This window comes from Planococcus sp. SSTMD024 (assembly GCF_041320495.1).
Taxonomy (GTDB): domain Bacteria; phylum Bacillota; class Bacilli; order Bacillales_A; family Planococcaceae; genus Planococcus.
The window spans coordinates 33271-58986 of record NZ_JBGGNS010000019.1 but is presented as its reverse complement, the minus strand read 5'-3'; the positions used below and the strand labels follow the sequence as shown (position 1 = coordinate 58986).

Annotated in this window: 24 protein-coding genes; 17 read left to right on the top strand and 7 right to left on the bottom strand. The window is 49.8% G+C overall.

From position 1 onward, the window contains the following. Positions 1–90: 90 nt before the first annotated feature. The 10 genes from gnd to AB9R92_RS04070 all read left to right on the top strand — a co-directional run bounded on the left by gnd (position 91) and on the right by AB9R92_RS04070 (position 9609). Positions 91–972: a phosphogluconate dehydrogenase (NAD(+)-dependent, decarboxylating) gene (gnd, locus tag AB9R92_RS04115; RefSeq protein WP_370668241.1), complete on the top strand. Its 882-nt coding sequence runs from the start codon at positions 91–93 to the stop codon at positions 970–972. Positions 973–1002: 30 nt separating this feature from the next. Further along, positions 1003–2346, top strand: coding sequence for a GntT/GntP/DsdX family permease (locus AB9R92_RS04110; RefSeq protein ID WP_370668240.1), 1344 nt, complete (start codon positions 1003–1005; stop codon positions 2344–2346). A gap of 62 nt (positions 2347–2408) precedes the next feature. Next, a complete protein-coding gene (gene gntK / locus AB9R92_RS04105; RefSeq protein WP_370668239.1) occupies positions 2409–3953 on the top strand; it encodes a gluconokinase in 1545 nt (514 codons plus the stop codon). Between the two features lie 193 nt (positions 3954–4146). Further along, on the top strand, positions 4147–4704 hold the full coding sequence (locus AB9R92_RS04100; RefSeq protein WP_370668238.1) for a P-loop nucleotide/nucleoside kinase family protein: 558 nt from the start codon (positions 4147–4149) through the stop codon (positions 4702–4704). An 89-nt stretch (positions 4705–4793) separates the two neighbouring features. Then, positions 4794–5660, top strand: coding sequence for a phosphotransferase family protein (locus AB9R92_RS04095; protein ID WP_370668237.1), 867 nt, complete (start codon positions 4794–4796; stop codon positions 5658–5660). An 82-nt stretch (positions 5661–5742) separates the two neighbouring features. Beyond that, entirely contained in the window at positions 5743–6258 is a 516-nt protein-coding gene (locus AB9R92_RS04090) for an NUDIX domain-containing protein (RefSeq protein WP_370668236.1), read from the top strand. Beyond that, a complete protein-coding gene (locus AB9R92_RS04085) occupies positions 6251–6739 on the top strand; it encodes a hypothetical protein (RefSeq protein WP_370668235.1) in 489 nt (162 codons plus the stop codon). The genes AB9R92_RS04090 and AB9R92_RS04085 overlap by 8 nt, the downstream gene beginning before the upstream one ends. After that, positions 6736–7194, top strand: a complete 459-nt coding sequence (locus tag AB9R92_RS04080) for a VOC family protein (RefSeq protein ID WP_370668234.1) — start codon at positions 6736–6738, stop codon at positions 7192–7194. The genes AB9R92_RS04085 and AB9R92_RS04080 overlap by 4 nt, the downstream gene beginning before the upstream one ends. A 120-nt stretch (positions 7195–7314) precedes the next feature. Further along, positions 7315–7680 carry a cupin domain-containing protein gene (locus tag AB9R92_RS04075; protein ID WP_370668233.1) on the top strand — a complete coding sequence of 122 codons (366 nt, stop codon included), beginning with the start codon at positions 7315–7317 and terminating at the stop codon, positions 7678–7680. Positions 7681–7761: 81 nt separating this feature from the next. Then, positions 7762–9609, top strand: coding sequence for a beta/alpha barrel domain-containing protein (locus tag AB9R92_RS04070; protein WP_370668232.1), 1848 nt, complete (start codon positions 7762–7764; stop codon positions 9607–9609). A gap of 314 nt (positions 9610–9923) precedes the next feature. Here the strand turns inward: AB9R92_RS04070 and AB9R92_RS04065 are convergent, their stop codons facing one another. The 5 genes from AB9R92_RS04065 to AB9R92_RS04045 all read right to left on the bottom strand — a co-directional run bounded on the left by AB9R92_RS04065 (position 9924) and on the right by AB9R92_RS04045 (position 15029). Then, positions 9924–11291, bottom strand: a complete 1368-nt coding sequence (locus AB9R92_RS04065; protein WP_370668231.1) for a VWA domain-containing protein — start codon at positions 11289–11291, stop codon at positions 9924–9926. A 223-nt stretch (positions 11292–11514) separates the two neighbouring features. Beyond that, positions 11515–11991, bottom strand: a complete 477-nt coding sequence (locus AB9R92_RS04060; protein WP_370668230.1) for a DUF948 domain-containing protein — start codon at positions 11989–11991, stop codon at positions 11515–11517. Positions 11992–12127: 136 nt separating this feature from the next. After that, positions 12128–12835 (bottom strand): Na-translocating system protein MpsC family protein, encoded by a 708-nt coding sequence (locus tag AB9R92_RS04055; protein WP_370668229.1) that lies wholly within the window; start codon positions 12833–12835, stop codon positions 12128–12130. 508 nt (positions 12836–13343) lie between these two features. Next, positions 13344–14435, bottom strand: coding sequence for an FAD-dependent oxidoreductase (locus AB9R92_RS04050; RefSeq protein ID WP_370668228.1), 1092 nt, complete (start codon positions 14433–14435; stop codon positions 13344–13346). Positions 14436–14447: 12 nt separating this feature from the next. Continuing rightward, on the bottom strand, positions 14448–15029 hold the full coding sequence (locus AB9R92_RS04045; protein ID WP_370668227.1) for a CDP-alcohol phosphatidyltransferase family protein: 582 nt from the start codon (positions 15027–15029) through the stop codon (positions 14448–14450). A gap of 188 nt (positions 15030–15217) precedes the next feature. Here AB9R92_RS04045 and AB9R92_RS04040 point away from each other — a divergent pair, with 188 nt between their 5' ends. From AB9R92_RS04040 to AB9R92_RS04015, 6 genes are all read left to right on the top strand, one after another. Further along, positions 15218–17101, top strand: coding sequence for an FAD-dependent oxidoreductase (locus AB9R92_RS04040; protein WP_370668226.1), 1884 nt, complete (start codon positions 15218–15220; stop codon positions 17099–17101). Then, positions 17098–17751 carry a TVP38/TMEM64 family protein gene (locus AB9R92_RS04035; RefSeq protein ID WP_370668225.1) on the top strand — a complete coding sequence of 218 codons (654 nt, stop codon included), beginning with the start codon at positions 17098–17100 and terminating at the stop codon, positions 17749–17751. Before AB9R92_RS04040 ends, AB9R92_RS04035 begins: the two co-directional genes overlap by 4 nt. Positions 17752–17835: 84 nt before the next feature. Beyond that, entirely contained in the window at positions 17836–19080 is a 1245-nt protein-coding gene (locus tag AB9R92_RS04030; RefSeq protein ID WP_370668224.1) for an ABC transporter substrate-binding protein, read from the top strand. Next, complete coding sequence (locus AB9R92_RS04025; protein WP_370668223.1) at positions 19064–19948, top strand: ABC transporter permease; 885 nt, start codon at positions 19064–19066, stop codon at positions 19946–19948. The genes AB9R92_RS04030 and AB9R92_RS04025 overlap by 17 nt, the downstream gene beginning before the upstream one ends. Continuing rightward, positions 19948–20775 (top strand): ABC transporter permease, encoded by an 828-nt coding sequence (locus tag AB9R92_RS04020; protein WP_370668222.1) that lies wholly within the window; start codon positions 19948–19950, stop codon positions 20773–20775. Before AB9R92_RS04025 ends, AB9R92_RS04020 begins: the two co-directional genes overlap by 1 nt. After that, positions 20772–21839, top strand: coding sequence for an ABC transporter ATP-binding protein (locus tag AB9R92_RS04015; RefSeq protein ID WP_370668221.1), 1068 nt, complete (start codon positions 20772–20774; stop codon positions 21837–21839). Before AB9R92_RS04020 ends, AB9R92_RS04015 begins: the two co-directional genes overlap by 4 nt. A 502-nt stretch (positions 21840–22341) precedes the next feature. Here the strand turns inward: AB9R92_RS04015 and namA are convergent. Together namA and proC are read right to left on the bottom strand one after the other, a co-directional pair. Next, positions 22342–23358 carry an NADPH dehydrogenase NamA gene (gene namA / locus AB9R92_RS04010; RefSeq protein ID WP_370668220.1) on the bottom strand — a complete coding sequence of 339 codons (1017 nt, stop codon included), beginning with the start codon at positions 23356–23358 and terminating at the stop codon, positions 22342–22344. 164 nt (positions 23359–23522) lie between these two features. Further along, complete coding sequence (gene proC / locus AB9R92_RS04005; protein ID WP_370668219.1) at positions 23523–24326, bottom strand: pyrroline-5-carboxylate reductase; 804 nt, start codon at positions 24324–24326, stop codon at positions 23523–23525. Between the two features lie 372 nt (positions 24327–24698). On the opposite strand from proC, the gene AB9R92_RS04000 reads away from it, so the two are divergent. Then, positions 24699–25649, top strand: a complete 951-nt coding sequence (locus AB9R92_RS04000) for an MBL fold metallo-hydrolase (RefSeq protein WP_370668218.1) — start codon at positions 24699–24701, stop codon at positions 25647–25649. Positions 25650–25716 lie beyond the last annotated feature (67 nt).

Here is a 25716-nt window from a genome sequence, read left to right as displayed (position 1 = left end):
TCTATCATAACATGCTTGTATGTGGAAAAATATTTGATATACTAAATCCATTAAGGAAAAATATTCTTTTATTTTATAGGAGGTTATATAATGGAAATCGGAATTATCGGTTTGGGCAAAATGGGGAAGAACTTGGCACTCAATTTAACGGATCATGGCCATACAGTGGTAGGGCATGATGCAAACGCTTTGGAAGTAAGCGATTTCAAAGTGGCTGGATCGCTCGAAGAATTGGTGCAGAACCTCCAGGCGCCACGCACGGTGTGGTTGATGGTGCCGGCTGGAGAAATTACGGAATCGGTCATCGCCCAATTGGTGCCGCTTTTGGATAAAGGCGACGCCATTATCGACGGGGGCAACTCAAACTACAAGGAATCGGTGCGCCGCGCTGAGGAATTGAAAGCGAACGGAATTTATTTCTTCGACTGCGGCACAAGCGGCGGAACAGAAGGCGCGCGCCACGGCATTTGCGCGATGATCGGCGGGGACGAAGAAAAGTTCAACGATATCGAACCGCTCTTCCGCGACATCTCAGTCGAAGGCGGCTACCTCTATGCAGGGAAATCGGGCAGCGGTCATTTCATGAAAATGATCCACAACGGCATCGAGTACGGCATGATGCAATCGATTGCGGAAGGATTTGACATCCTCCACAAGAGCGATTTCGACTACGACTACGAAAAAGTAGCCGGCGTCTGGAACAATGGCTCGATCATCAGCTCTTATTTGATGGGCCTGACGCAAAACGCGTTCTCGAAAGATGAAAAGCTCGATGGCATCAAAGGGGTTATGAACTCTTCAGGAGAAGGGAAATGGACAGTGGAAACGGCGCTCGATCTAAATGTTCCGGCACCGGTTATCACGATGTCGCTCATGATGCGCTATCGTTCACTTGAAGACGATACGTTTACAGGAAAAGTCGTTGCAGCACTTCGCAACGAATTTGGCGGGCACGCAGTCGTCAAAAAATAAATCATTGTTTATCTGATAGGGGGAAATCAAATGGCAGGTTCAACATTGATCATGATCGCGCTTGCGAGCATTTTCGTATTGCTGTTTTTGGTCATGCGCACGAAACTGCACGCGTTCGTCGCGTTATTATTGGTAAGTTTACTGCTCGGCATCGCGGCAGGTATGCCGCTTGGGGATGTTATTCAATCGATTCAAAACGGCATGGGCGGAACGCTCGGCTTTGTCGCAGTGGTTGTTGGCCTTGGCGCCATGTTCGGAAAAATGCTGGAAGTTTCCGGCGGCGCTGAGCGCTTAGCGGCAACGATGATCGGAAAATTTGGCGAAGATAAAGCTCCTTGGGCACTCGGCGTGACAGGCTTCATTGTCGCGATTCCCGTCTTTTTCGATGTCGGGTTCATCATTTTGGTGCCGATCGTCTACAGCTTGGCGAAAAAGACCGGCAAATCGCTTTTGCATTACGGGATTCCGCTATTGGCGGGCCTTGCTGTAACACATAGCTTCATCCCGCCGACTCCGGGGCCGATTGCGGTCGCGGAACTGGTCGGGGCAGAACTTGGCTGGGTCATCCTGTTCGGGGTGCTCGCAGGGATCCCTTCTATGATTTTGGCGGGACCTGTTTTTGGACGTTACATAGGGAAGCGCATTCATTTGACGATTCCGGATTACATGGATATCAAAGAACAGGAATACGATAAAGAATTGCCAAGCTTCGGCATGATCATTTCCTTGATTTTGATTCCGCTTGTGTTGATTCTGTTCAACACCTTGTCAGCCGTTATTTTGGAGGAAGGAAATCAAATCCGTGAGATTTTGACGTTCCTTGGCCATCCATTCGTCGCGTTGACACTCGCTACCATGCTGACGTTTTACTTCCTCGGCACGCGCCGCGGCTATTCGCGCCAGGAAGTACAGGACATCGCAACGAAAGCTCTTGAACCAGCAGGTATTATCATCCTCGTTACAGGGGCTGGCGGCGTGTTCAAACAAGTGCTCATCGACTCGGGTGTCGGTGATGTACTTGGTGAAATGATGGGCGACTCGGCGCTTCCGCCGATTGTCCTGGCATTCCTGATCGCTTCAGCGGTCCGTGTGGCACAAGGCTCCGCTACCGTTTCCATGGTAACGGCTGCAGGATTGATCGCACCGCTTCTGGAAATTACCGGAACGACTGGCCCGGCACTTGGCTTGATCGTTATCTCCATCGCTGCAGGTGCCACGGTCTTGTCTCACGTAAACGATTCCGGCTTCTGGCTTGTTAACCGCTATTTCGGAATGAGCGTCAAAGACACCTTGAAATCCTGGACCATGATGGAAACCATCATCGGCCTCACCGGTTTCGTGGTAGTATTGATTTTGAGTTTCTTTATCACATGAGTACAGAAAAAGAAAAAGGGATGCTCCTTTTTCTTTTTCTGTTATAAGGAAGGAAGAAGAACATGCCTGAACAATCCTATTATTTAGGGGTCGATATAGGGACCACTTCCACAAAAGCTGTCCTGTTCAATAAAGCGGGGCAAATCAAAGACAGCCATACAGTGTTCTATCCTTTGCATACGCCGAACCAATTGACTGCCGAACAGGACCCGGAAGAAATTTTTCGCGCCGTCCTGACAGCTGTCCGGGAAACCTTGAGAAAAAGCGATATCAGCAAAGAGTCATTAAAGCTTTTGTCGTTCAGCTCGGCGATGCACAGCCTCATTGCGGTGGATGCTGAAGGGGCGCTGTTGACCAATAGCATCACTTGGGCCGATACGAGAAGCTCGAAGCACGCAAAGCACATCAAAGAAAACTTGAACGGCCATGACATTTACTTGCGGACCGGCACGCCGATCCACGCAATGTCACCGCTGTCGAAACTTTTGTGGCTGCAGGATGAAAAACCGGAAATCTGCCAGCAGACCGCAAAGTTCATCAGCATCAAGAGCTATATTTTCCAGAAATTCTTCGGGGAATACGTCGAAGACCATTCAATTGCTTCCGCTACCGGCTTGTTCAATTTGGAACAGCTCGACTGGGACCAAGGCGCACTGGATGTGTCTTGTGTCACAGCAGAGAAATTGCCGCGCCTCGTGCCGACGACCGAGCGGTTTACAGGAGTCGCGCCGGAATTCGCTGCGTTCATGGGCATCCGGGAAGACGTTCCGTTTGTCATCGGGGCAAGCGACGGCGTATTGGCCAATCTCGGCGTCAATGCCATCGATCCCGGCGTCATCGCCGTGACCATCGGGACGAGCGGCGCCATCCGCACGGTGTCGCCGGTGCCGAAAACCGATCCGAAAGAGCGGACCTTCTGTTATGTATTGACCGAAGACCACTGGGTGATTGGCGGGCCGGTCAACAACGGCGGCATCATTTTGCGCTGGTTGCGCGATGAATTCGCGTCTTCTGAAGTGGAAACGGCGAAGCGCCTCGGGATCGATACATACGATGTGTTGACGAAGATCGCGGCAACCGTCAAACCGGGAGCGGACGGGCTGTTGTTCCACCCTTATTTGACGGGGGAACGGGCACCGCTATGGGACGCCAACGCGAGAGGGTCGTTTTTCGGCCTGAGCATCCATCACCAGAAGCAGCATATGATCCGCGCTGTACTCGAAGGCATCGTTTTCAATCTCTATACCGTGCTGCTCGCCGTTGAGGAGTTGACGGGGGAGCCGGCGCGCATTCAAGCGTCCGGTGGTTTTGCCCGCTCCGAGTTATGGCGCCAGCTGTTGGCCGACGTTTTCGACAAGCCGGTTATCATCCCGGAGAGCTTTGAAAGTTCCTGTCTCGGCGCAGTCGTTCTCGGCATGTATGCCACCGGCGAGATCGAGGATTTCAGCATCGTTTCCGAGATGATCGGCAGCACCCATACGCATCATCCGGAAACGGAAGCGAGCAATATTTACCGCGAACTGCTTCCGATTTACATCCGTTTGTCGCGTTTGCTGACAGAGGAATACGAAAGCATTTCCGATTTCCAGCGCAAGCATATGAAATAACGACAAAACCCGAAGCTTAATGGCTTCGGGTTTTTCTAGTTCGTCGATTAATCTTTAACATGAAGCCGTTTGTATTTTGTAGAAAAGTTCTGAAAACGAACCGGGTTTGAAGAACCTTTTGATATACTAATATTTACAAGTACAAGTGGTTGCTGGAATGGTTAGGTTATTGGCATCCACAGTGGGAGGTGCTATGAAACTCATTTTATTATTCGGCCCACCAGCTGTCGGCAAGATGACAATAGGCCAGGAATTGGAAAAGATAACGCATCTCAAATTACTTCATAACCACATGACGATTGACTTGCTGCACCCGTTCTTTGGATTTGGTGAAGACACGTGGAGAATCTCCACGATCATTCGGGAAGAAATATTTAAAGCGGCCGTTAAAACCGAGTTGGAAGGCGTTGTTTTCACTTTTGTTTGGTCATTTGAATCAAAAAAGGACTGGGAATTCGTAAGTCATGTCCGCGCTATTTTCGAAGAAGGCGGTGGAGACGTCTATTTCGTAGAACTTGAAGCCGATCCGAGCGAACGCTTGATACGAAACCAAACGCCGCATCGCCTCGAACATAAAGCAACGAAGCGGAATGTCGAGGAATCCGAAGCGCATTTAATCGAAACTCAAAAAAAGCACCGGCTCAACTCTCTGCCAAATGAAATCCGAGAAGCGAATTACATACGAATCGATAATACAGAATTAGAACCAGAAGCTGTCGCCAAAATGATCAAAGACCGCTTTGGTTTTTAGAAGGAGATTGTGCTAGCTGGACTGTTGCACGCCTCATAGGAATTGCCAGAAAAAAATAGAAATAAATTTAGAAGCGAGGTGGGAAATCGATGCTTGATCAGGTCTTGGAACAATTCAAGCTGCAAGTGGTTTCCGTCAACGAAGTCGAAGATTCTTTCAGTTCGGCGGTCTACAAATGCACTTTACCGAATGGCGAAACGGTCTTCGTGAAAATCCCGTACAGCCGTATGAAATACGAGCGTGAGCTGGCCGCCTATGAAACTTTAACAGGACATGTCCCGATTCCACAGTTGCTTGATTGTTGGGCAGGTGACGATAGCTGTCCAGGGGCTTTACTGCTGTCCGAACTGAAAGGGAAGCCTTTGTCCGCAACGGCTTCTCCGGAAATCGCGTATCAAATCGGCGCAATGCAAGCGTCTATGCATCAAATTAAACCTTCTAACAAGACAGCACTCGGCGCCCTACAAAATGAATTTCCCAATTGGCATGAATTCATCGAAAGGCAGTTTTATAGCTTCGCGGAGGATGCAAAAGAAGTATTGGATGAAGATTTGTATATGGCCAGCTTGCGCAATTTCGAGCAAATGAAAGGCAATCTTCCAGAACCAGACGGTCCGAGTTTTGTCCATATGGATTTCCGCCCAGCCAATATCATTGTGGAGGAAGGCCAGGTTTCCGGCATGATCGATTTTGAAAGTGTGCGCTTTGGGTCGACAGAAATTGATTTCACTAAAATTCACCGTGATTTTTTAAAGTCGGATCCTGTCTTGCTGAATTCTTATCAGAAGGGCTATAACAGCATCCGGCCGATGATCGATTTGCGGGCTGTCTTGCCCTTTTATCGCTTCATTGATGCCTTTAACAGCATCGGTTGGAGCCAAAGACGGGGCCTGAAGAAGAATGTTGCGTTCTATGAAGCCAATTTGAGGATATTGAAAGAGACGCTGCAGCAGTGAACTTGTGTTGCAGAATATCTTGTCTCAACATACAAAAAATTCGCCTTCCGATAATGCAATCAAAAAGAAATAGAGGTGCCGCATGGACGATCAAACTTTTGTAGATTGGGATGGACAGACTGTGAGCCTGACCTGGCAGCCTTATAAACCACTTAAAGCAAGCGACATCGTGACCAGCGTTCACGGCTACTGCTTTCTGGAAGAAAAACTTGTGCTCGTTCGAGTAAAAGGTCGAGGATTTAATGTGCCCGGCGGCCATGTGGAAAAAGGAGAAAAGCCTGGACAGGCATTGCGCCGCGAAGTGTACGAAGAGGCGTATGTAGACGGGGAGCTAACTTATATCGGTGCAATCAAAGTGGACCATTCAGCAAACGAGAGGTTCACGGAAAATGGAAAATACCCGAAAGTGGGATATCAACTATTCTACCGAATGGACATTATAAAGTGCTTTCCATTTTTGCGTCAATACGAGACCACCGCCCGCATTTGGGTAGAGCCGGAAGAAGTTCCGTATGTGATGAACGATCATGAATTGGCGTTGTTGGTATTAAAAGAAGCGGTGGCGAGTAAGCGGAAGGTGGGTTCAAATAGTGAATAAGGAACAGCAGTTACATAAAGAATTTATTCGTCTTTGTAAAAGCTTCAATAAAGAATTATGCATCATTCCCGTTCTATATGGCTCTCTAGGCCTCGGAAAAGCCACTAAGATGGATTTCTCTCCTAAAGATATTGATATTCTGGTTCCCTTTGTTTATCTCTATGAACAGTGGATCGTGTTGAAAAAGCTAATGGAACGGCTCGGTTATTCGCTGATTGATTATCGGGAGCATGAATTTAGCGATGGCTATAACCAGGTGGGGTTTTCATACATTGAGGATTTAGAGACTTTTGCAGAGGTCGACTATAGAGGTTTAGAAAAAGTACTCGAAGACGGAGCTGAATATTACGTGTTGAGTTTGGATGACTATTTAAACGTGTACACAAAATCATCTGCAGACGGCTATAGAAGATCCAAGAATCACGGAAAAGACTTAAAAAAAATGGAAGTCATAAGAAAAATAAAAGGGGAAAATCAATGATCAAAGGCCTTTACGAAGCGCATTTACCAGTCCGAAATTTAAAACGCTCCATTGAATTCTATACTAGTTTGGAATTGGAACTCGCTTATGAGACTCCAAAGCTGGCTTTCTTTTGGATCGTCAAAGGCCAAAGTTGGGTGGGCTTATGGGAAACGGAGAAAGTGGAAACGCCTTATCATCCTTCGCTTCGCCACATCGCTTTTCATGTAGATTTAGAAGCAATCCGCAACGCGAAGGATTGGTTGGCCGAAAGAGGAATCGAAGGACGAACGGCTTTCGGTTTTACACCAGAAGAACAACCGCTCGTCTTGCCGAACCGTCCTTATGCCCACGCAGCAGTCTATTTTCATGACCCGGATGGCAATTCACTTGAGTTCATCGCACCGTTAGATCTGAAGGTTGAGGAAGAATTCGAAATGATGTCTTTGGCAGAATGGGACCGTAGCCAATCATAAAGCACCTCTAGCAGAACAAGCGGAAAGCTTGGAAGGGCATCCATTATACGGCAGCATGAAATCCATAAATAAGCATGCAGCACTTTCTGGGGCAATAAAACATAAAGAGGAGTGAATTTAATGAACTTCAAGCCGATCAATTTCAATGAAAAACTTTCGAAATTCGACGATCTATGGTCGCCGAAAGTCATTGCGGAAATGAATGATTATCAATTCAAAACCGTGAAAGTGCAAGGGGATTTCGTCTGGCATAAGCATGAAGACACCGATGAAGTGTTCATTGTATTAGAAGGAGAACTGGTCATTGAATTTCGGGACGGGAAAGTGGAGTTGAAAGAAGGCGAACTGTTTGTCGTTCCAAAGAATACAGAGCACAAGCCATTTGCCAAAACGCAAGCGAGCATCTTGCTGATTGAACCTAAAGGCGTCGTAAATACAGGCGATGCAAAAAGCGATCAGACAGCAGAAAATGATGTGTGGATCTAAATGAGTTTTTATGAAATTTACGCTTTCGCCGTGTAAAATGCGGTAAAATAACAGCATACTTAGTTTTAGGACGTGATTTTCTTGCCGGATTGGACTTATCATACGATGTTTGAACCGACGCTTTCCCGCTTGCCGGCAAAAACCGGGAGAGAATTTATCCATAAGGGCATGCATCGAATTGCTTCAATCCCTGGCGGAAGCAAACTGATCGAATACTTGGGGCACACGACACCCGCCAAACAGCTGGAAACGGAGATTTTCGGTTTGAAGATCGCCAATCCCGTCGGCTTGAGCGGCAAAATCGATCCCTTGCTTTCCGGAACCGAGGCATTCGGCCATTTGGGAATGGGCTTTATCGAAATCGGCCCGGTGTCATGGGAGCCTGTAGAAGCGGGTTCGCCTGCATTCGCGGATTCCAAAGATCATTTGGTTTTTCCATACAATTTGGAATCACCCGGCCTCAAGCGAACGATCGACAAGCTGGAGAAGCTAAGGCCGTTTGGCAAACCGCTTTTCATCCGCATAGCAAGAAGCGGATCTTTCGAGCAGACGCGTTCGTTGTTGGACAAGCTGTCCGCCTACGGAGAAGCTTTTATCGTCGAAGAGCCGCTAAGTACGAAACGTTGGCAGTCTTTCAAAGAAGCAGTTGGAGGCAAGCCGCTGTTATGTGCCAGTCCAGCGGATGAAATTGATTCGGCCGTTACGAATCTGGCCGCTAACGAAACATGCATAGACGGAATCGTCATCGATGAACAGGGAATAGACACAGGCGAAGGCATGGAATACCCGCTCGATCAGGCAGGGGAATTGGCCGAAAAAGTGGCTGCTATCCGACAGCATAGCGAAGTGCCAATCATCGTCTCAGGAGGAATCGCTGAACCGAAAGATGCCCTGGCCTTGTACGGGGCTGGAGTCGATTTGGTGATGCTTTCTAGCGGTTATGTCGGGACGGGCCCCGGTTTGCCGAAGCGGATCAATGAAGGTTTGCTGGATCAACGAACAGCTTCGCTACCGGTATTCGATGGATGGATTTGGCATTGGCTATTCGGGCTGTTTATGTTCCTCGGCGGGGCAGCGGCTATGCTTGTCAGCATGACGATCGTGTTGATGCCTTATGACGAGGCGTTTTTAAACTTATCGCGAGAAGAACTCATGGCGATCAATCCAAATATTTATCATTTCATGCAGCATGACCGGATGACCGTTGCCGGTACGATGGTATCGGGCGGCATTCTTTACATGCAATTGGCGCGTCACGGCGTCCGGTATGGTCTGCAATGGGCAAAACGCGCCATACACATCGCAGGGGTATTGGGGTTTCTTGGCATTTTATTGTTCATCGGATTCGGCTATTTCGACTGGCTCCACGGCATCCTTTGGCTTGTGTTGCTGCCGTTTTTCTACAAAGGCTACCAGGCATCCAAGAACCATGGCGAACATTCGTCTTCGCGCAACCGCACGAACCACCAAGCCTGGAAACGAAGTTTGTGGGGACAGCTGGCGTTTGTCTCACTCGGATTTGCACTCGCAGCAGCCGGGCTTGTCATCTCGACGATTGGCGTGAACGGCGTTTTCGTCCAAACCGACATCGCCTATATCTGCATGAGCCCTGAACAAATCGCTGCCATCAACGAACGGCTCATTCCTGTAATCGCGCATGACCGGGCGGGGCTTGGCAGTGCTTTGATCAGTGTTGGGCTGCTTGTGTTGATGCTCGCGTTATGGGGATTCCAAGAAGGGCAGCGGTGGGTCTGGTACACGTTTCTGTTCGGCGGGCTGCCGGCGTTCGGCGCAGCCATCATCATTCATTACGTAATCGGCTATACGAGCTTTGTCCATATCCTCCCGGCGTACGTGGCTTTATTGCTATTCGCAAGCGGGTTGATAATGTCCCGCAAGTTCTTTTTTACAGTTTGTCGCGAAAGGTAAAAAATCGTATTTTCCTAAGCTTATCGCTCGCTTTCCGTGGGCTCGCGTCCAAGCCTCCTCAGTCGCTTCGCGCCTTGCGGGGTCTCGGCCGTCTCGCTGATCCACTGGAGTCGAGCGAACGCTTCTCCAAATACTTAGGAAGATCATTGATTTTTGAATGTAGAAAAAAAGATTCCATTCTAATTCGTGATGGATTAATAAACTTCTTCAATACTCTGGAAAAAAGACAGCCAAGTGGCTGTCTTTTTAAAAATTTTTAAGCAACGAAGGGGTCAAAGAAGCCAACAGATTCGCAATCGAAGACCTGCATCGCTTCAGTCGCCGTCTCCCCGCAACTCTTCACGTTCCTCTTTCGCTTTATCGCGTGTTTCCTCTCTATGATCATTGCCGCCGCTGCGAAGTTCTTTGCGCAAATCAGTCGCAGTGCCTCTAGCAAATTGCCTCATATCTATGGCCGTTGCGCTGATCAGCTTGCGAACTTCCGCTCCGTCGATTTCGGCAGCTTCTTCTAATTCATAACTCAATTCCTTGAATCGGGTTTCTTCGTCATACGTCGCATTGATGAATTCAGTCTCCTGGTCGTACAGTTCATTGATGCGTTCAGTTTCGGATTTGTACACTTTATTTAGATTCTCGGATTCCCATTGGTACCATTCGTTAATGATTCTCGTTGTTTCCTTCTCAAAAAATGCCTTCAGCTCTTGGTCATTGCGCACTGTAGAATAAGTGCCGTCTCCAGCATCAGCCACATCTTTCAATTGCTTCTGCCCCTCATTTTCCACGTCAAACCCGATGATGTTGACAATCGCTTTCGAGCCCGATTGGTTCAGTTGTTCCGCCTGTTTCACCGGGTTGCCATTACACGTCTCCATGCCATCACTTACCACATAGATCAGGTTTTCAGACTCGCCGCTTGCTTGGCCATCAAAATGATTCTGTGCGGACGCCAAAGCAGAGGCGAGGGGAGTCCAGCCAGCGGGTGAGAACGAATCGAGCGCAGCGGTGAACTGTTGTTCATCGAATTCGCCTAATTCGTATACTTCTTCGATCGCTTCGCAGGACTGTTCTTTATCCGCGGCTTTATTTGTTCCTTTATGGCCATATACCGTGAGGGAAACGTTTGCCGAGTCAGGCAATCCGCTAACGAAGGAGCTGACTGCCTCTTTTGCGGATTGAATCTTGGGGATGCCGCCGACATCGGCTGCCATGCTGCCGCTGGAGTCGAAAAGAACAGCGATATTAACTTGTTGTTCGGTGGCTTCTTGTCCATTCGCTTCGCCAGGCTGTGCGCTTGCCGATTCAAAAGAAGTGTCGACGCTGGATATAAACTCCTCAAATTCCCGGTAATCTTCGCCGGCCAGTGCAAGCATTTCCAAATATACAGCTTCTGCCGATTGGCTTTCAGTCAGATCTGCCATGTGTTCCATCACGGCGTCTTTCTCGTATTGTTCACCGCTATACGGCGCATTTGCCAAATCCAGCTGCAATCGCTCTTCGACCGTTGAAAATTGAAGCGAAACCGTATCGACTGTATTGTCTTCTGCGGCCGGGTCTTCCGTGGCAGAAGGGGAGTCAGCGGCCGTTTCTTCTCCTTGCGGTGCATTGTCATCTGCTGCAGAGCAGCCGGCCAACCAGAGAAGCGTTGCGGGAAGAATGAATAATTTGTTCGTTTGTTTGATCATGTGGACTGAAGCACCTCCAAGTCAATGTAAAAACCCATCAATGCCGCCAATAAAGTGAGCGGCAAACTTGCACAATTTAAATGGTAATATATTCATATTATCTTTTTAATAATATATTTTGTCAAATTAAGTATTGATAGCCAAACCCCATTAAGCCGTGAAATAGTACAAAACCCCCTTCCCGTAATCGAGACGGGAAGGGGGTGAGGTATTTGCAAAACAATTAATACGTTTTAATTTCTTCTTTTCGGACGGTAGATTCAGGATTGTAGGCTTGATCCTGGGTTTTCTTCTTATCCAAGTATTTCATCAAGCCGGCTGCGTTATTGCTGTATTGGTTGACTTGGAAACGGTTTGCAGGGTCGTCTTCGACTTTTTTTGAAATACCCGATGTGATACTGCGGACCACCGAATTCATGTCGATGACTGAATTGATCGTTCCTTTTGCCCCGTCGACCAAGACGGCCACTTTCTCGGATTTCTGCTGGATGTCTTCTTTCAATTCATTCGTCGTGTGCTGCAAATGAGTCGTTTCAAGCATCAGCTTGTCCATGCGGCCTTTCAAGTTATCTGCCGAACCTTTCATTTCTTTCATCGGTTCCTTGATGCCGGATAGCAGCATGACGACACCGACGACAGCGACGATCAGGCCGAGAACGATAATTCCAAGTGCTATGTAAAGCCAGATAATCGGATCCATGTAAACTTCCTCCTTTTGGTTTGTGTATTAAGCCATACCCGTTTTAGGCGGTCGTTAACACAAAACTCAAGAGAGCAGTCAATCTTCCTGTCAACTTCACTGACAGGATTTGATTAATGATGCTGCATGTCCCGCTTTATTTCACTTGCCGGGACTCAGCGGATAGGATGAACGCAATATAACCGACGTCTTGGCTGAAGTTCCAATCCATGAAAATTTCATCTATCTCCCGTTGCAAGGAATGATTCAATGGGGCGGCCTTCAAAAGTTTCTGTTCCAAAGGGCGTTTTGTCAATTTCAGGATTTCGACAAACCCTTCGTCAATCAATGCTTTTTCGATGCCTACCAAAATGCCGCTGCGCTTCAGCAGCAAAGTACGATTGCTCATCCACAGGGTTTCGATTTTATCAGGGATGCGTGCAGCTTCTTCGTTGACCCGCTCCACTTGTTTATGAAAAATGTCACGTTCTGCATCTTCTGGCCATTCCAGCGGATCTTTGGTGGATTCTTCACTCATTACGCCAATGAACATCCCGCTTTTTAGCGGCAAGTTCCAGTCAGCGTATAACTCGGTGAATTCCAGTTGGGTAATGGCCCGGAGCTCATTTAAAATTTCAGGTTTCAAGGCATTGAACATGAAATTCCTTGTTTCCAATACCCGTTGGCCTTCATCTTGATCAAGTAGAATTTTTTCCATGGGGCTGACAAACCCACGGAAATGTATCGTAATATAAGGCCTTTTCATTGTGACGTAAACAGAAGCGGGGCCTTTGCCAAAATGTTGGCGCAGCAGATTTGATATATACCCCGAAACTTCTGATTGAATAGGTCTTGCATCATGCATAATTACTGTCTCCTTTCCGGCGTAAAGCTGCCGGCTAGTTCTTTACTTTCTCAGTGCTTTTCTGGTTATCAAAAAGGCATTGAAAAGCGCTTTTCGAGTACCCCGGTAGGGCTTGCTTCTATATCAGACTGCAATAGCGGGCTTCTCATTGGGGTGTAGGAAGCCTCTGATTCGCATTTAAAACTTCTAAACGCCATTTACAGGCTGCTCGAAACATAAAAAAAGACGCCAAAAAGAATGATTCATTCTCTTTGGCGTTATTCCCAGCTCTATTGTCAGGTATATACTCTGCGCAATTCCAATATAGCAGCCTGTGCTGCATTTTTTGATTTCCATTTAACTGTCTGTTATGAAGCCCGCTGGATGGTAGCGGGAGATGATTCACCTACGTGTATAAAGAATTATAGCGAGAATGGGAAAAAATTTCAAGATGCTATTTAGGAATGGACTCAAGCCCTCAACGCTTCATATGGAAACTACGCTGTACGGGTAGAAAGATAATCGAGGTTTATTGGTAGATATCCTGGTAACGCTTCATGAATTTCTTGTCGATTAACTGCTTGAGTTTCCAGGGGAATTTGCCATGCATGCCCCAGTGCCCATAAGTCAAGAAAGCTTCCCCGCCACCTGTGGAGAGAATCGCGACATAGCGTTTTTGCGGAATGAAGGCGGACAATTGCTCTCCATCAAGAAAATGCAGGAGATTGTCCCACAGCACGGGGCCTTGGCGAACCGCATAGACGCCGTTTTTCGCAAGGCCTGGATAGCGGTCGATCGAGACGCAATCGCCGGCACCGAAAATTTCGGGGAAACGGGTCGATTGAAGCGCCGCACTGACGGTCAAAAATCCGGCACGGTCGACCGGCATGCCTGAGCGCTTGAATAGCCTTGCGCTTTTCGGTCCGGTCAGCCACAGCACGTCTGTTTGGGGGTGGGAAACGCCGTCGCTTGCGGTGACGGAAGTTTCGTCGATATCTTCTATTGTTACATCCGTGAAAAAGGTCAGCGCTTTTTTTCGGGCGATCGCCTCGATTTTTTTGGAAACGGCCGCCCCGTGAGCCGACAACAGCGCACCTGAACTGAACAACAAAGCATCGGTAGAAAAGTAACTCCGCATGCGCCAGGCATGTGTAGAAAAGGCCAATTCCACGCCCGATGCGCCGCCTCCGACAATGACCGGCTGGGCGGATTTTCGAAACTTCAGCAATTGTTCCGGGAAATGGTAATTGGGCTTGATTGGCGATATGTATTTTTCCAGCGCTTCGGGGCTGTCCGTGTATGACCCGATGTCGAAAGACACTGCATCATAAGGATAGGTCTCGCCATGCTGTCCCGTCAGTGTGCAGGATTTTGGGTCGATGGAACAAATGGCGTCTTGATAAAAAGCAACGCCGATTTTTTGGGCAAGTTGATCCAAGTCGATGCGGATCTCATCCAAGCCGTAAACCCCTTCAGTGAATCCTGAAAACATCCCTGAATAATATTGATGGACCGCAGGCGAGATGAGCACCAATTGCACATCTTCCCGGGGCTTTTTTGCGAATTGGGCGAGGCAATGCAAATGGGCGTGGCCGCCGCCGACCAAGACGACAATTTTCATGTTCAACACTCCTTAAGACAAAATCCGTTTGGCTTCGGCCATGCGCTGAAAAATGGTGAAAATCTGCACGGCGATAAACAATAAGGTGATCGCCGTCAAATAAGGCGAAAAGACGATCATCAAACTAAACAGGATAAACCCTTCTGTCCGTTCCGCAAGCCCCGCTTGATAATAGAATGATTTCATCCCTTGTTTTTCGGACAATGCCCCGACGGTCAAGAAAACGGTCATGGCGACGATGATCGATGCGCTTAGTAGCAGCAAGGCCCACATCGAGTCCGGAAAGCGGAAAGCAAGGCCGAGGATGACGCTGATTTCCACCAGCCGGTCAAAACTGATGTCGAGCAGCGTGCCCCACGGAGAAGGCTTCGTTTTTCTTGCCATCGTCCCGTCGACCACATCCAAGAATCCGGATAGCCAAAGCGCGATAAGCGCCAGAGCCGGCTGGTCCAGGTAGATGAAGACACCGGACGACAGGCCGATGGCAAATGCCGTCTTGGTCACCCCATCAGCCGTCCAGCCTTTTTTCAATAGAAAGTCAGCAGTTTTATCAACGGCCGGTTGTACATGTTTTCTGGCGTATGTATCAAGCATGGATGTCACCTTTTCGTGTTGAGGATGCTATCAGTATATAACATCCCGGACGGCTGGACCCATCAAAGCGCTTGGGTTTCGGGCAGCCCATTAAAAAATAGTCGATAATTCCGAGGGGGATTAAAGGTAAATGCACGGGCCTTTTTGATAAGATGTATGTACTTCAGGAAAGAAAGGATTTGGTAGAAATGGCCAAAAAATATGATATTGCAATTATCGGGGCAGGCGCAGCAGGCTTAACGGCCGCTTTTACAGCCGCTGGATTTTCGAAGAAGACCGTACTGATCGACAAGAACCTGCCAGGCGGGGAATGTACATGGTCCGGCTGCATTCCGAGCAAATCGCTCATCAATATCGCAAAAGAAGTCCATCACGCCAAAAAGTATTCACCTGAGCTGAAAATCGATACATCGGAAGTATTGAAAGATATCCAAAAAGTCATTCAAAAAGTTTACGCCGGTGAATCGCCGGAAGTGCTAGAGAAATCCGGCATCGACTTTGTCAATGCCTACGCCACGTTCACGGGGCCGAACACATTGGAGGTGGAAGGGGAAACGATTGAAGCGAAAAAGATCATTCTCTCCACGGGCTCCACGCCACTGGTACCGCCGATTGATGGCTTGGATGAAGTGGATTACCTGACCAATGAAACGATTTTCAAACTGGAATCCTTCCCGAAAACGATGACCATTTTAGGCGCTGGCCCGATCGGTGTCGAGATGAGCCAAGCGCTCAACCGTCTCGGTGTCGAGGTGACGCTGGTTGAAAAATCGGATCGCATCTTGTCTAACGATGACGAAGAACTCGCGTTGATGATCCAGCAGCGGCTCATCGAGGAAGGCGTCACGATCCACGTCGGCGCGACAGCCGTGAAAGCTGCGCAACAAGACGGCCAAATTGAACTGACGGTCGAAAAAGACGGCACACAAACGGCGATTTCAAATGAAGGGCTTCTCGTTGCGCTTGGACGCCAAGCGAACGTCTCCGGCTATAACCTCGAAATTGCCGGTGTCGAGTACGATAAGAAACGCATTCAAGTGGACGAACATATGGAAACAACTGCCAAAGGGATCTATGCCATCGGCGATGTCGTCGGTCCTTATCAACTCTCGCATATGGCGAATGCACAAGGCATTACGGCGACGCAGAATGCCATTTTGCCGATCAACCGCAAAATGAAATACGATCACGTCACGTGGTGTACATACACAGATCCGGAACTTGGCCATTCTGGTTTGACGGAAGCGCAGGCACGTGAACAATACGGCGATTCGATCCGCGTCTACGAACACGATTATGCGGATATCGACCGTGCCAATACGAAGCAAGATTCGATCGGCAAAGTGAAGATCGTTCTCGATAAAAAAGGCTATATTCTTGGGGCGAGCATTCTGGGCGACCGGGCTGGCGAAATCATCAGCCAAATTCAGACACTGAAAACACTCGGCATCAATATGGGGAAATTGTCCAGTGTCATTCATCCGTATCCAACTTACAGCGAAGTGCTGGTGAAAATCGGCAAGAAAGTCTATGTCGATAATTTGCTGAATCAACCAATCGTGAAAACCTTCAACAAAGCAAAAGCGGGCGAGTTGCCGGTCGAGAAAATCGGCTTGTACGGGGCTGCAGCAGCGGCAGGGCTCGGCATCGCCAATATGGCGATCCAAAACAACACCAAGCCAAAACTTGGCGTTAAAAATGGCCGGCTCAAGGAAATGCCTTCGACGCCAAATGCCGTTTCGTCGCAAACAAATGACCGGGATAAATTCGTTCCAGCATGGCCCTACAACGGCCGTAAAGAACAGGCGAAAAAGAACTTGATGGGCATGCTGAAAGGTTACGATGGCGTCCGGATTGTGCAAGTGAATGATAATTATGTTTATGCAATTGCCACAAGCAAACTGATGAAATTCAAGGACGATATCGAATTCTTCTTTAACGATGCAGCACAGCAAATCGAGTTCCGATCTGCCTCGCGCGTCGGTTATTCAGACCAAGGGGTTAACCGCAAGCGCTACGATGAAATGAAAAGACGCTACACAAGCATTTCGACCCACACGCGCAATTCATGAAGGACATGCGTGTCATCAAATGGGTGCTGGCGGCTGTGGCGCTCGGCTTGGTTATTTGGCTCAGCCGTTCCGTCTTCGACGTAGAAGCGGAAGATCTCCGCAACTGGATTTTGTCGTTTGGGTTGTGGGCGCCCGTCATCTATATCATCGTGTACACCATCCGGCCACTCATATTCTTCCCGGCATCGGTGCTGTCGATTGCCGGCGGTTTGGCTTTCGGTGCCTGGATGGGGACCCTTTATACCGTCATGGGCGCAACTATGGGGGCGATGCTGTCCTTTATGGTCGCCAAGTCGGTAGGAAAAAGCATTGTTTCCAAAAAATGGACTGGAAATGCCGCGAAATTTCAGACGCAAATGGAGCAGAACGGCTTTTTGTATGTGCTGCTATTCCGGTTGATTCCGGTCATCAACTTCGACTTGATCAGCTATATGGCGGCGATTGCCAAAGTGCGTTTCGTGTCGTTTGCCTTGGCGACCTTGATTGGCATCATTCCGGGAACTTTCGCCTATAATTTTCTCGGCAGCAGTTTTGTCAGCGGAAACCCGAAAATCATTGCCGCAGCGATCGCTGTATTCATTATTCTGACGGTCATCCCGATTGCGATCCGCAACCGCTGGAAGCGAAAAAACGGGGGCAAACCGACTTGATTGATTGCGATAAGCGAAGCTCCCGGTTGATGCTTGATTGAAGATACAGAGAAGCAGCATAAAAGGAAATAGGAAGTGGGACAAATGAAGATATATCCTATAACGGTATTTGGCATCCTGGCCCTCGCCTTGTCAGCCTGTTCATCCGGAGATGCAGGAAGTGCATCGGAGGCAGACAGCTTATTGACGGATGACTGGAACGTTATTCAAGAAGCGGCGCAAGGCCAGGAAGTCAACATGTACATGTGGGGCGGAAACGACAACATCAATACTTATTTAGATGACTGGGTCGCGCCTCGAATGAAAGAACAGCACGGCATCGAGTTGACCCGTGTGCCGATGAACGACGCACAAGACATCATCAACCAATTGCTCGACGAAAAAACGGCCGGTAAAACCGATGGCAGCATGGACATCGTCTGGATCAACGGCGAAAACTTCAAAGCCGCAAAAGACAATGGCTTGCTATGGGGGAATTTCACTGGACAGCTGCCGAATTTCAATGATTACATCGATGCGGATGCACCGGAAGTTTCCGAGGATTTCGGGGAGCCGGTAGAAGGCTTGGAAGCACCGTGGGGCAAGGCGCAATTCGTGTTCGTGCATGACGAAGATCAACACGAATCCCCGCCAAAATCAATGGCCGAGCTCGCCGAGTGGGTTCAGGAACATCCGAGTCAGTTCACATACCCCGCACCGCCAGATTTCACGGGAAGTGCTTTTGTCCGCCAAGTACTGTATGAAACGACCGGCGGGCACGAGCAGTATCAGCAGCCCGCTGCAGAGATTGAAGATTTGGAACAACGCCTCGAGCCGATGTGGCAATACTTGAACGGCATCGAGCCGTATTTATGGCGCGAGGGCGAGACTTACCCGGAAAGCCTGGCGAAACAAGACCAATTGTTTGCGAGCGGTGAAATCGGCATGACCATGAGCTACGACCCGGCACTCGCTGCAAGCGAAGTTTTGAAAGGGCGGTTCCCGGAATCGACCCGCACCTATCTATTAGACGGAGGAACACTCGCGAATACGCATTTCCTGTCGATTCCGTTCAACGCCTCGGATAAAGCTGGAGCGCTTGTCGCCATCAATGAGCTGATGTCGCCAGCCGCCCAGACCGCTAAATTATCGCCTGAGAACTGGGGCGATTTAACGGCGCTCGATTTGGAGAAGTTGTCGCCCGGGGAGCAACAGGCGATGAATGAAGTGGATCTCGGGGAAGCGACACTTTCAATAGAAGAATTGGAGCAAAATCGCTTGCCGGAATTGTCATCCGATTATATCGACATCATTGAAAAAGGTTGGACGGAACATGTGGCGAAAGAGTAAGCCGTATCTTTTGCTGCTGCCGGCTGCCGGTACAATCGTCCTCCTGTTTTTCGGGGGGATTTTTGATGGCTTACTGAAAAGCTTCGGCTATTTCCCGGCAACCGGGGAGACGGGCTTGAACTTGGCGGCCTACGACAGGCTCCTGCATTCGGGCGCTTTTTGGGAATCGCTGGCGCTCACGCTGCGGGTCGCGGCACTGTCTTCGCTCCTGTCTGCTGTCATCGGGGCGCTCGTTGCCGTGGCTTTGTTTTTGCTCAATGAATCCGTAAAAACCGCGTCGCCAAAAGCTTGGCATCGCGTGTTTCAATTGCCACTGACCATACCGCATCTGGTCGCCGGTTATATCATCGTGTTGCTGTTCATGCAAAGCGGATTTGTGGCGAGACTATTTGCGGCTATAGGCTGGATTGAGGACATCACGGATTTTCCGGTGCTCGTCAATGACCCGTTCGGGTGGGGGATCATCCTTGCCTATGCTTGGAAAGAAGCGCCTTTTGTGGCGCTTATGCTGTATCCGGTGCTGTCGCGGATCCACGGCTCCTGGCGTGAAGTGTCACGTGTTTTCGGTGCGGGCAATTGGCAATTTATCCGGGAAGTGGTGCTGCCTGTCATGATGCCGGCGTGGGCGATTGCCTCGTTCATTGTCTTTGTGTTTACGTTTTCCGCTTTTGAAGTGCCGTATCTGCTCGGTGTTACCTATCCAAGCGTCTTGCCGGTTTATTCATATCAGCTTTACACAAGCGGCACGCTTGCAGACCGTCCCGAGGCGCTTGCCGTCAATATGGTCCTTGCGGCGATTACGATTTTGCTGGGGCTTGTGGCGTATTACTTCAGTAAGCGCTGGAATGTTCTGAAGGGGTGGAGCTAATGAACAAATATCCGAAGCTCCTGTCCTTATTTTTATTTACCGGGTTATTCATTTTTGTCATCGTTCCGTTTGTGCCCTTGATTTTATCGAGCCTGTCATTCGGCTGGCGCTGGCCGGATATTGTGCCGCAAGCCTGGAGCCTCCGTGCATGGGAGTATGTCGTGAATGACGGGCGTACATGGCAAGCGGTCGGCATCAGCTTATGGATTGCGCTGATCGTCACGGCTGCAAATATCTTCTTGGCGGTCCCGGCGGCCAACGCCTTGGTGCGTTATCCGGTCCGCGGCAGATGGGTTTTTGAAGCGGTCATTTTTGCGCCGATCATCATTCCGCCTTTTATCTCGGTCATGGGAATCCACTTGACCTTTTTGCGATTCGGATTGACGGAAACCGTTTTGGGAGTGGTGTTGGCGCATATCGCGCCGACCTTGCCATATATGTTCCGGGCGGTGATGGTCAGCTATCAAACCTTGTCAACTGATTGGGAAGACCAGGCGCGCATGTTGGGGGCAGGGGCGATGCCGCGATTCTTTCATGTTGTGTTGCCGCATCTTTTACCCGGCATATTGGCAGGCGCAAGTTTAAGCGTCTTGATCTCCTTGAGCCAATACTTGATCACCTTCATCATCGGTGCGGGCCAAGTCGTCACTTTGCCGATCTTGCTGTTTCCGTTTATCAGCGGGGGAGATCCAAGCATAGCGTCGGCTTATTCATTGCTGTATGCAGCGATCGCTATTTTGGCGTTGGTCGTGATGGATGCAGCGTTAAAACGCTATTACCAAATGAATAAAGCCTCACAGGATAAAGCGAAAGGAGTGAAACCGTGAGCGATTTGCGCATCATCGATATGGAAAAACGATACCAAACCGTGCAGCAAAAAGGCAAAGCATCGTTCGTGCTTCGCCCGGTCCGGCTGGACATTCGTAAAGGGGAGTTCTTTTCGCTGCTTGGGCCTTCCGGCTGCGGCAAGACGACTTTGCTGAAACTGGTCGCGGGCTTATTGGAAGCAGATGGCGGAGAGGTTTGGCTGGGGGATGAAAACTTGACGAATGTGCCGCCTGAATCGAGACGATTCGCGATGGTGTTCCAACAATCGTTGCTGTTTCCGCATAAAACTGTTGAGGACAACGTCGCGTTTGGCTTAAAAATGCAGAAAGTGGGCAAAAAGCAGCGCTTGAAAGCGGCGCGCGAGATGCTCGAACGCGTCGGGCTCGACGGATTTGGCAGCCGCTCTCCCGACGAACTGAGCGGCGGGCAGCAGCAGCGCGTGGCGCTCGCCAGGGCTTTGGTGGCCCATCCGCATGTCTTGTTGATGGATGAACCATTCAGCGCGCTCGATCCGGGACTTCGGGAAGGGATGCGCGATTTGCTGAGCCGCATCCAAAAAGAATTTCGCGTCACTGTCTTGTTTGTGACGCACGACCGCGATGAAGCTTTCGCCTTATCCGACCGGATCGCGGTCATGGGCGATGGCAAATTGCAACAGGTCGGCAGTGCGCGGCAATTATACGAACGCCCTGAAACGACAGCGGTCGCCGCTTTCCTTGGCTTGCGAAATATCTTGAGCGGAACGCTGGAAAATGGCCGTTTCGTCTCCGCTGGCGGCATAATTGAAGCGAGAGTAAATGGCCAGCTGGCAGACGGGGATTACTTTATGGTCATCAGGCCAGAGGCGATCAAAGCAGCGGAATGTGAGCCATTGGGCCATGTCCGGGTTAGAGGCATCGTCCAGGAAATGAACTACGGGCGCGGAATGTACATCCTGAAAGTGAAAGCAGGGAACCAGCTATTGGAATGTGTGTTCACCACCTCCCAAGCTGAAAAAACGGCAGTCGGGGAACCGATCGATTTGCTGGTGGATATGAAGGAAGCTTGGCTCCTTAAAGAATAGCCTCATTCAAGCACAAACCCCCATGCCGTATTGAATGGCATAGGGGTTTGTGCTTCTTTCAATTCAACAAGCGCATCTCATTCGCAATGGCATTATCCGCGAATGTTTTGTGTGAAATTGGGTTATTTTTACTGATTATTTTTACAGTTATCAATAGAACAAGTGTTCGATTTGTGGTAAAATGAAGATACAGCTGCATGAGGGCGGTTTGGCCATTCCCTATAGAAAGGGGGTGGTAGCATGACCATGGCAGAAGCATTCTCGCTTGTGTTCACGAGTGTCGGGTTGACGATCAGTGCATTGACGCTCGTCATATCCTTGATTCTGGTCATTCCAAAAAAAAAATAACCGTCCCATTGGCGTGGGCTGACGGTTATTTCGTAAACCTATAGTGTCCAGCCGACCGCCCTCGAAAGGCGGCATGCAGCTGGCCGGATGCACACAGCATCCGGTTTTTTTCGTTACTTTCAGTATACTAAATTACAGCTATTTTGCAACTGTCTCATATCCAACCCCGCTCATAAGGCACAGGAGCTTCGATATCGGCTTCGAGCTCCCGGGCAGCGGTGTAGGCCCAATACGGATTGCGCAGCAATTCGCGTGCCAGGAAGATGAAATCCGCGCGGCCGTTCTGGAGAATTTCTTCTGCATGGCGCGGTTCCGTGATCAAGCCGACAGCGCCGGTTGCGATTGGCGTTTCTTTTTTGATCGTCTCCGCAAAATTCACTTGATAGCCGGGGAATACCGGAATTTGTGCCGGTACGACGGCTCCCGAACTGACATCGATCAAATCGACGTTCTGCTGTTTCATCCATTTGGTCATCTCGACGTATTGTTCAGGCGTCATGCCGCCGTCTCTGTAATCTTCTGCCGAAATGCGCACGAACAATGGCCCGTCCCATACGGCATTCACTGCGTCCAATACACGGCGCAGCAGGCGGTAGCGGTTCTCGCTCGTGCCGCCATACTCATCGGTGCGTTGGTTGGTCAGCGGAGACAAGAACTGGTTGATCAAATAACCGTGCGCTGCATGGATTTCGATAATGTCGAAGCCGGCTTTTTTGGCGCGTACGGCGCCGTCCTTGAACGCTTGGACGGTCTCATCGATTTCTTCAATTGTCATTGCTTTCGGTGTTTTGTATTTATCGTTGAAGGCAATCGCACTTGGGGCCTGGATGTCGCCGTCCACAGTCGCTTTTCTGCCGGCATGCGCCAATTGGATACCGGTTTTCGCGCCGTTCGCTTTTATCAAGCGGACGATTTCCGCCTGTCCGTCGATATGGGCATCATCCCAGATGCCGAGGTCGCGGGACGAAATGCGCCCGATCGGTTGGACGGCGGTCGCTTCGGTGATGATCAATCCGACGCCGCCGACCGCGCGCGTCGGATAATGGACACGGTGCCAATCGGTGACATGCCCGTCTTCCTTGTCGCTTTGGTACATGCACATCGGGGCCATGACGATGCGGTTTTTGAAATGGACGCCCTTGATCTCGAATTCTTCGAAAAGTTTTGCCACGTGAAATTCCTCCTTCAGTCTCTATACAAGAGATTAGTATACCGGAAATCCCCCAGGCGTTCGATTCGAAAGCCTTGCATGTTGTGTTTCTTTAGCGGTGAAAATAGCCCGATAAACAGGAACAACCCGCAAAAGCTGTCGCTTCTGTGGGTTGTTCCTGTTTATTATTCGAATTCTTTCCCGAGTTCCCGGGAGCGGTTGGCGGCGGATGTGACACAATCGCCGACGATGCGCTTGAAGTCATTATCATAGAGGGCTTGAAGTCCGGCTGCGGTCGTGCCGTTCGGGCTCGTGACACGCTTGCGCAACTCGCCAAAATCTTCTTGTTGGAGCATTTCCGCTGCGCCGTCGAAGGTTTGGCGCACGAGCTTCTTCGCATCGGCAGAAGACAGGCCGTTGTCGATTCCTGCCTGTACCATGGACTCTGCGAAATAGTAGAGATACGCCGGGCCGCTTCCTGCAATGCCGGTCACCGCGTGCAATTGGTCTTCTTCCACGACCGTTACGCCGCCGATCGACGACAATAGCTTTCTCAGCAAATGCTGCTGTTCTTTGGTGACGAATTTGCTCCAGGCGACGCCTGTTGCCGACTTGCCGATTTGCGCAGAGGTATTTGGCATTGCACGGGCAACGGCGAAATCGCCAACATGTTTTTGGATGGTCTCAATCGAAACGCCTGCCGCGACGGAGACGATGACGGTATCACCTGTCAATTTTTCGCGGATGCCTTTCAATGCCACTTCGACATCTTTCGGTTTCATCGCGAGCAGGATGAAATCCGCGTCTCTCAGTTCGGTCTTGTCGTCGCAGACGATGTTGACGCCGTATTCATCGTGCAAAAATTCCAAGCGGTCCTGGTCTGACCGGTTCATGACGGAGATCTCTTCCGGTTTCATGATTCGCTTGTTGATCCAGCCGTGGATCATGGATTCGGCCATCGATCCGGCCCCTACACATACAATTTTCATACATTCCACTTCCTTTTCTCAAAATAAAAAGCGCAATCATCCCTGTTATTCCAAGGACGAAAACGCTTGTTTCCGCGGTACCACCTAAGTTTGCACAATCGCACAACTCGATATCCTTATCGCGGACAGACGGCCGTGTTTACACGGCAGCTCAGAAGCAGGTTCAGGAGGGGAGCGGGGGTGCGGCGTTTCAGCGTTGGCGGCACTCTCTTGTACCCATCACCTTCCGTACTAATCTTCATCTACGCTTACATATGTTATTAAATTATAAGTAACCAAATTTTATTTGTCAAATTGGCCAGCCGGCGTGACGGCGCCTGCCATTCAAGGTATGATAAGTGAATAGACATTCATTTTAAGGGAGTGGGAATGATGGAACCGATCAAAATCACCATCCCGACGCCATTTGCGGTCGGAGATGTCAATTCTTATCTATTGAAAGGCGACGCGTTGACCTTGATCGATGCCGGGCCGAAAACACCGGAAGCCTGGGAAGCGCTCAAGGCCGGCCTGAAAGCGGCGAATGTCGCCCCTGAAGACATCGAGCAGGTGGTCTTGACCCATCACCACCCGGACCACGCGGGATGGGTCGACGGCTTCGAGGGCGCGAAACTGTACGGCCATCCGTATAACGACTTGTGGCTGCGCCGGGACGAAGCTTTTTTCGATTATCATGACGCGTTCTATCAGGAGCGCTTGAAAGAAGAAGGGGTGCCGGGCGATTTGATGTTCTGGATGAAAAAGATGAAGCGGCCGCTCAATTTGATGGGCAACCGACCGCTCGACATGGCGATCAATGAAGGGGATACGATTCCGGGCCATGCGGACTGGCATGTCATGGAAACCTTGGGACATGCCCAAAGCCATCTGTCGTTTTGGAATCCGGAAGACCGCACGATGATCGGCGGCGACCACGTCATCGCGAAAGTGTCATCGAACCCGCTCATCGAACCGCCGTACAACCCCGAAGAAGGGCGACCGAAATCCTTGCTGCAGTACAATGCCTCACTCAGCCGGCTACTAAAAATGCCGATCGACGTCATCTACAGCGGCCACGGGGAAGATGTGCGCAACGTCCACGAACTCGTCTCCACACGACTCGAAAAGCAGCACTTACGGGCAATGAAAGTGCTGGACATGCTCGACCGGGCACACGAGCAGTCGGTTTATGAATTGACGCAGCAGCTGTTTCCGCATGCCTACGAAAAAGAACTCGGCCTGACACTGTCCGAGACGATCGGCCAAATCGATTACTTGCTCGAAGACGGCTTGATCGAAGAGCGGTTGGACGACCGGGGCATTTTCGTCTACCGTCAGGCTTGAGGCAGAGAGTTGCATGCAAAAGCTTCAGCAGGTAAACTGAAAATTAAGAGTTGCAACAAGAATCTAA

Excerpts from the sequence above, each read along its gene's own strand:
- gnd (WP_370668241.1), top strand. The coding sequence starts at position 91 with ATGGAAATCGGAATTATCGGTTTGGGCAAAATGGGGAAGAACTTGGCA.
- AB9R92_RS04110 (WP_370668240.1), top strand. The coding sequence starts at position 1,003 with ATGGCAGGTTCAACATTGATCATGATCGCGCTTGCGAGCATTTTCGTA.
- gntK (WP_370668239.1), top strand. The coding sequence starts at position 2,409 with ATGCCTGAACAATCCTATTATTTAGGGGTCGATATAGGGACCACTTCC.
- AB9R92_RS04100 (WP_370668238.1), top strand. The coding sequence starts at position 4,147 with ATGAAACTCATTTTATTATTCGGCCCACCAGCTGTCGGCAAGATGACA.
- AB9R92_RS04095 (WP_370668237.1), top strand. The coding sequence starts at position 4,794 with ATGCTTGATCAGGTCTTGGAACAATTCAAGCTGCAAGTGGTTTCCGTC.
- AB9R92_RS04090 (WP_370668236.1), top strand. The coding sequence starts at position 5,743 with ATGGACGATCAAACTTTTGTAGATTGGGATGGACAGACTGTGAGCCTG.
- AB9R92_RS04080 (WP_370668234.1), top strand. The coding sequence starts at position 6,736 with ATGATCAAAGGCCTTTACGAAGCGCATTTACCAGTCCGAAATTTAAAA.
- AB9R92_RS04075 (WP_370668233.1), top strand. The coding sequence starts at position 7,315 with ATGAACTTCAAGCCGATCAATTTCAATGAAAAACTTTCGAAATTCGAC.
- AB9R92_RS04065 (WP_370668231.1), bottom strand. The coding sequence starts at position 11,291 with ATGATCAAACAAACGAACAAATTATTCATTCTTCCCGCAACGCTTCTC.
- AB9R92_RS04060 (WP_370668230.1), bottom strand. The coding sequence starts at position 11,991 with ATGGATCCGATTATCTGGCTTTACATAGCACTTGGAATTATCGTTCTC.
- AB9R92_RS04055 (WP_370668229.1), bottom strand. The coding sequence starts at position 12,835 with ATGCATGATGCAAGACCTATTCAATCAGAAGTTTCGGGGTATATATCA.
- AB9R92_RS04050 (WP_370668228.1), bottom strand. The coding sequence starts at position 14,435 with ATGAAAATTGTCGTCTTGGTCGGCGGCGGCCACGCCCATTTGCATTGC.
- AB9R92_RS04045 (WP_370668227.1), bottom strand. The coding sequence starts at position 15,029 with ATGCTTGATACATACGCCAGAAAACATGTACAACCGGCCGTTGATAAA.
- AB9R92_RS04040 (WP_370668226.1), top strand. The coding sequence starts at position 15,218 with ATGGCCAAAAAATATGATATTGCAATTATCGGGGCAGGCGCAGCAGGC.
- AB9R92_RS04035 (WP_370668225.1), top strand. The coding sequence starts at position 17,098 with ATGAAGGACATGCGTGTCATCAAATGGGTGCTGGCGGCTGTGGCGCTC.
- AB9R92_RS04030 (WP_370668224.1), top strand. The coding sequence starts at position 17,836 with ATGAAGATATATCCTATAACGGTATTTGGCATCCTGGCCCTCGCCTTG.
- AB9R92_RS04025 (WP_370668223.1), top strand. The coding sequence starts at position 19,064 with ATGTGGCGAAAGAGTAAGCCGTATCTTTTGCTGCTGCCGGCTGCCGGT.
- AB9R92_RS04020 (WP_370668222.1), top strand. The coding sequence starts at position 19,948 with ATGAACAAATATCCGAAGCTCCTGTCCTTATTTTTATTTACCGGGTTA.
- proC (WP_370668219.1), bottom strand. The coding sequence starts at position 24,326 with ATGAAAATTGTATGTGTAGGGGCCGGATCGATGGCCGAATCCATGATC.
- AB9R92_RS04000 (WP_370668218.1), top strand. The coding sequence starts at position 24,699 with ATGGAACCGATCAAAATCACCATCCCGACGCCATTTGCGGTCGGAGAT.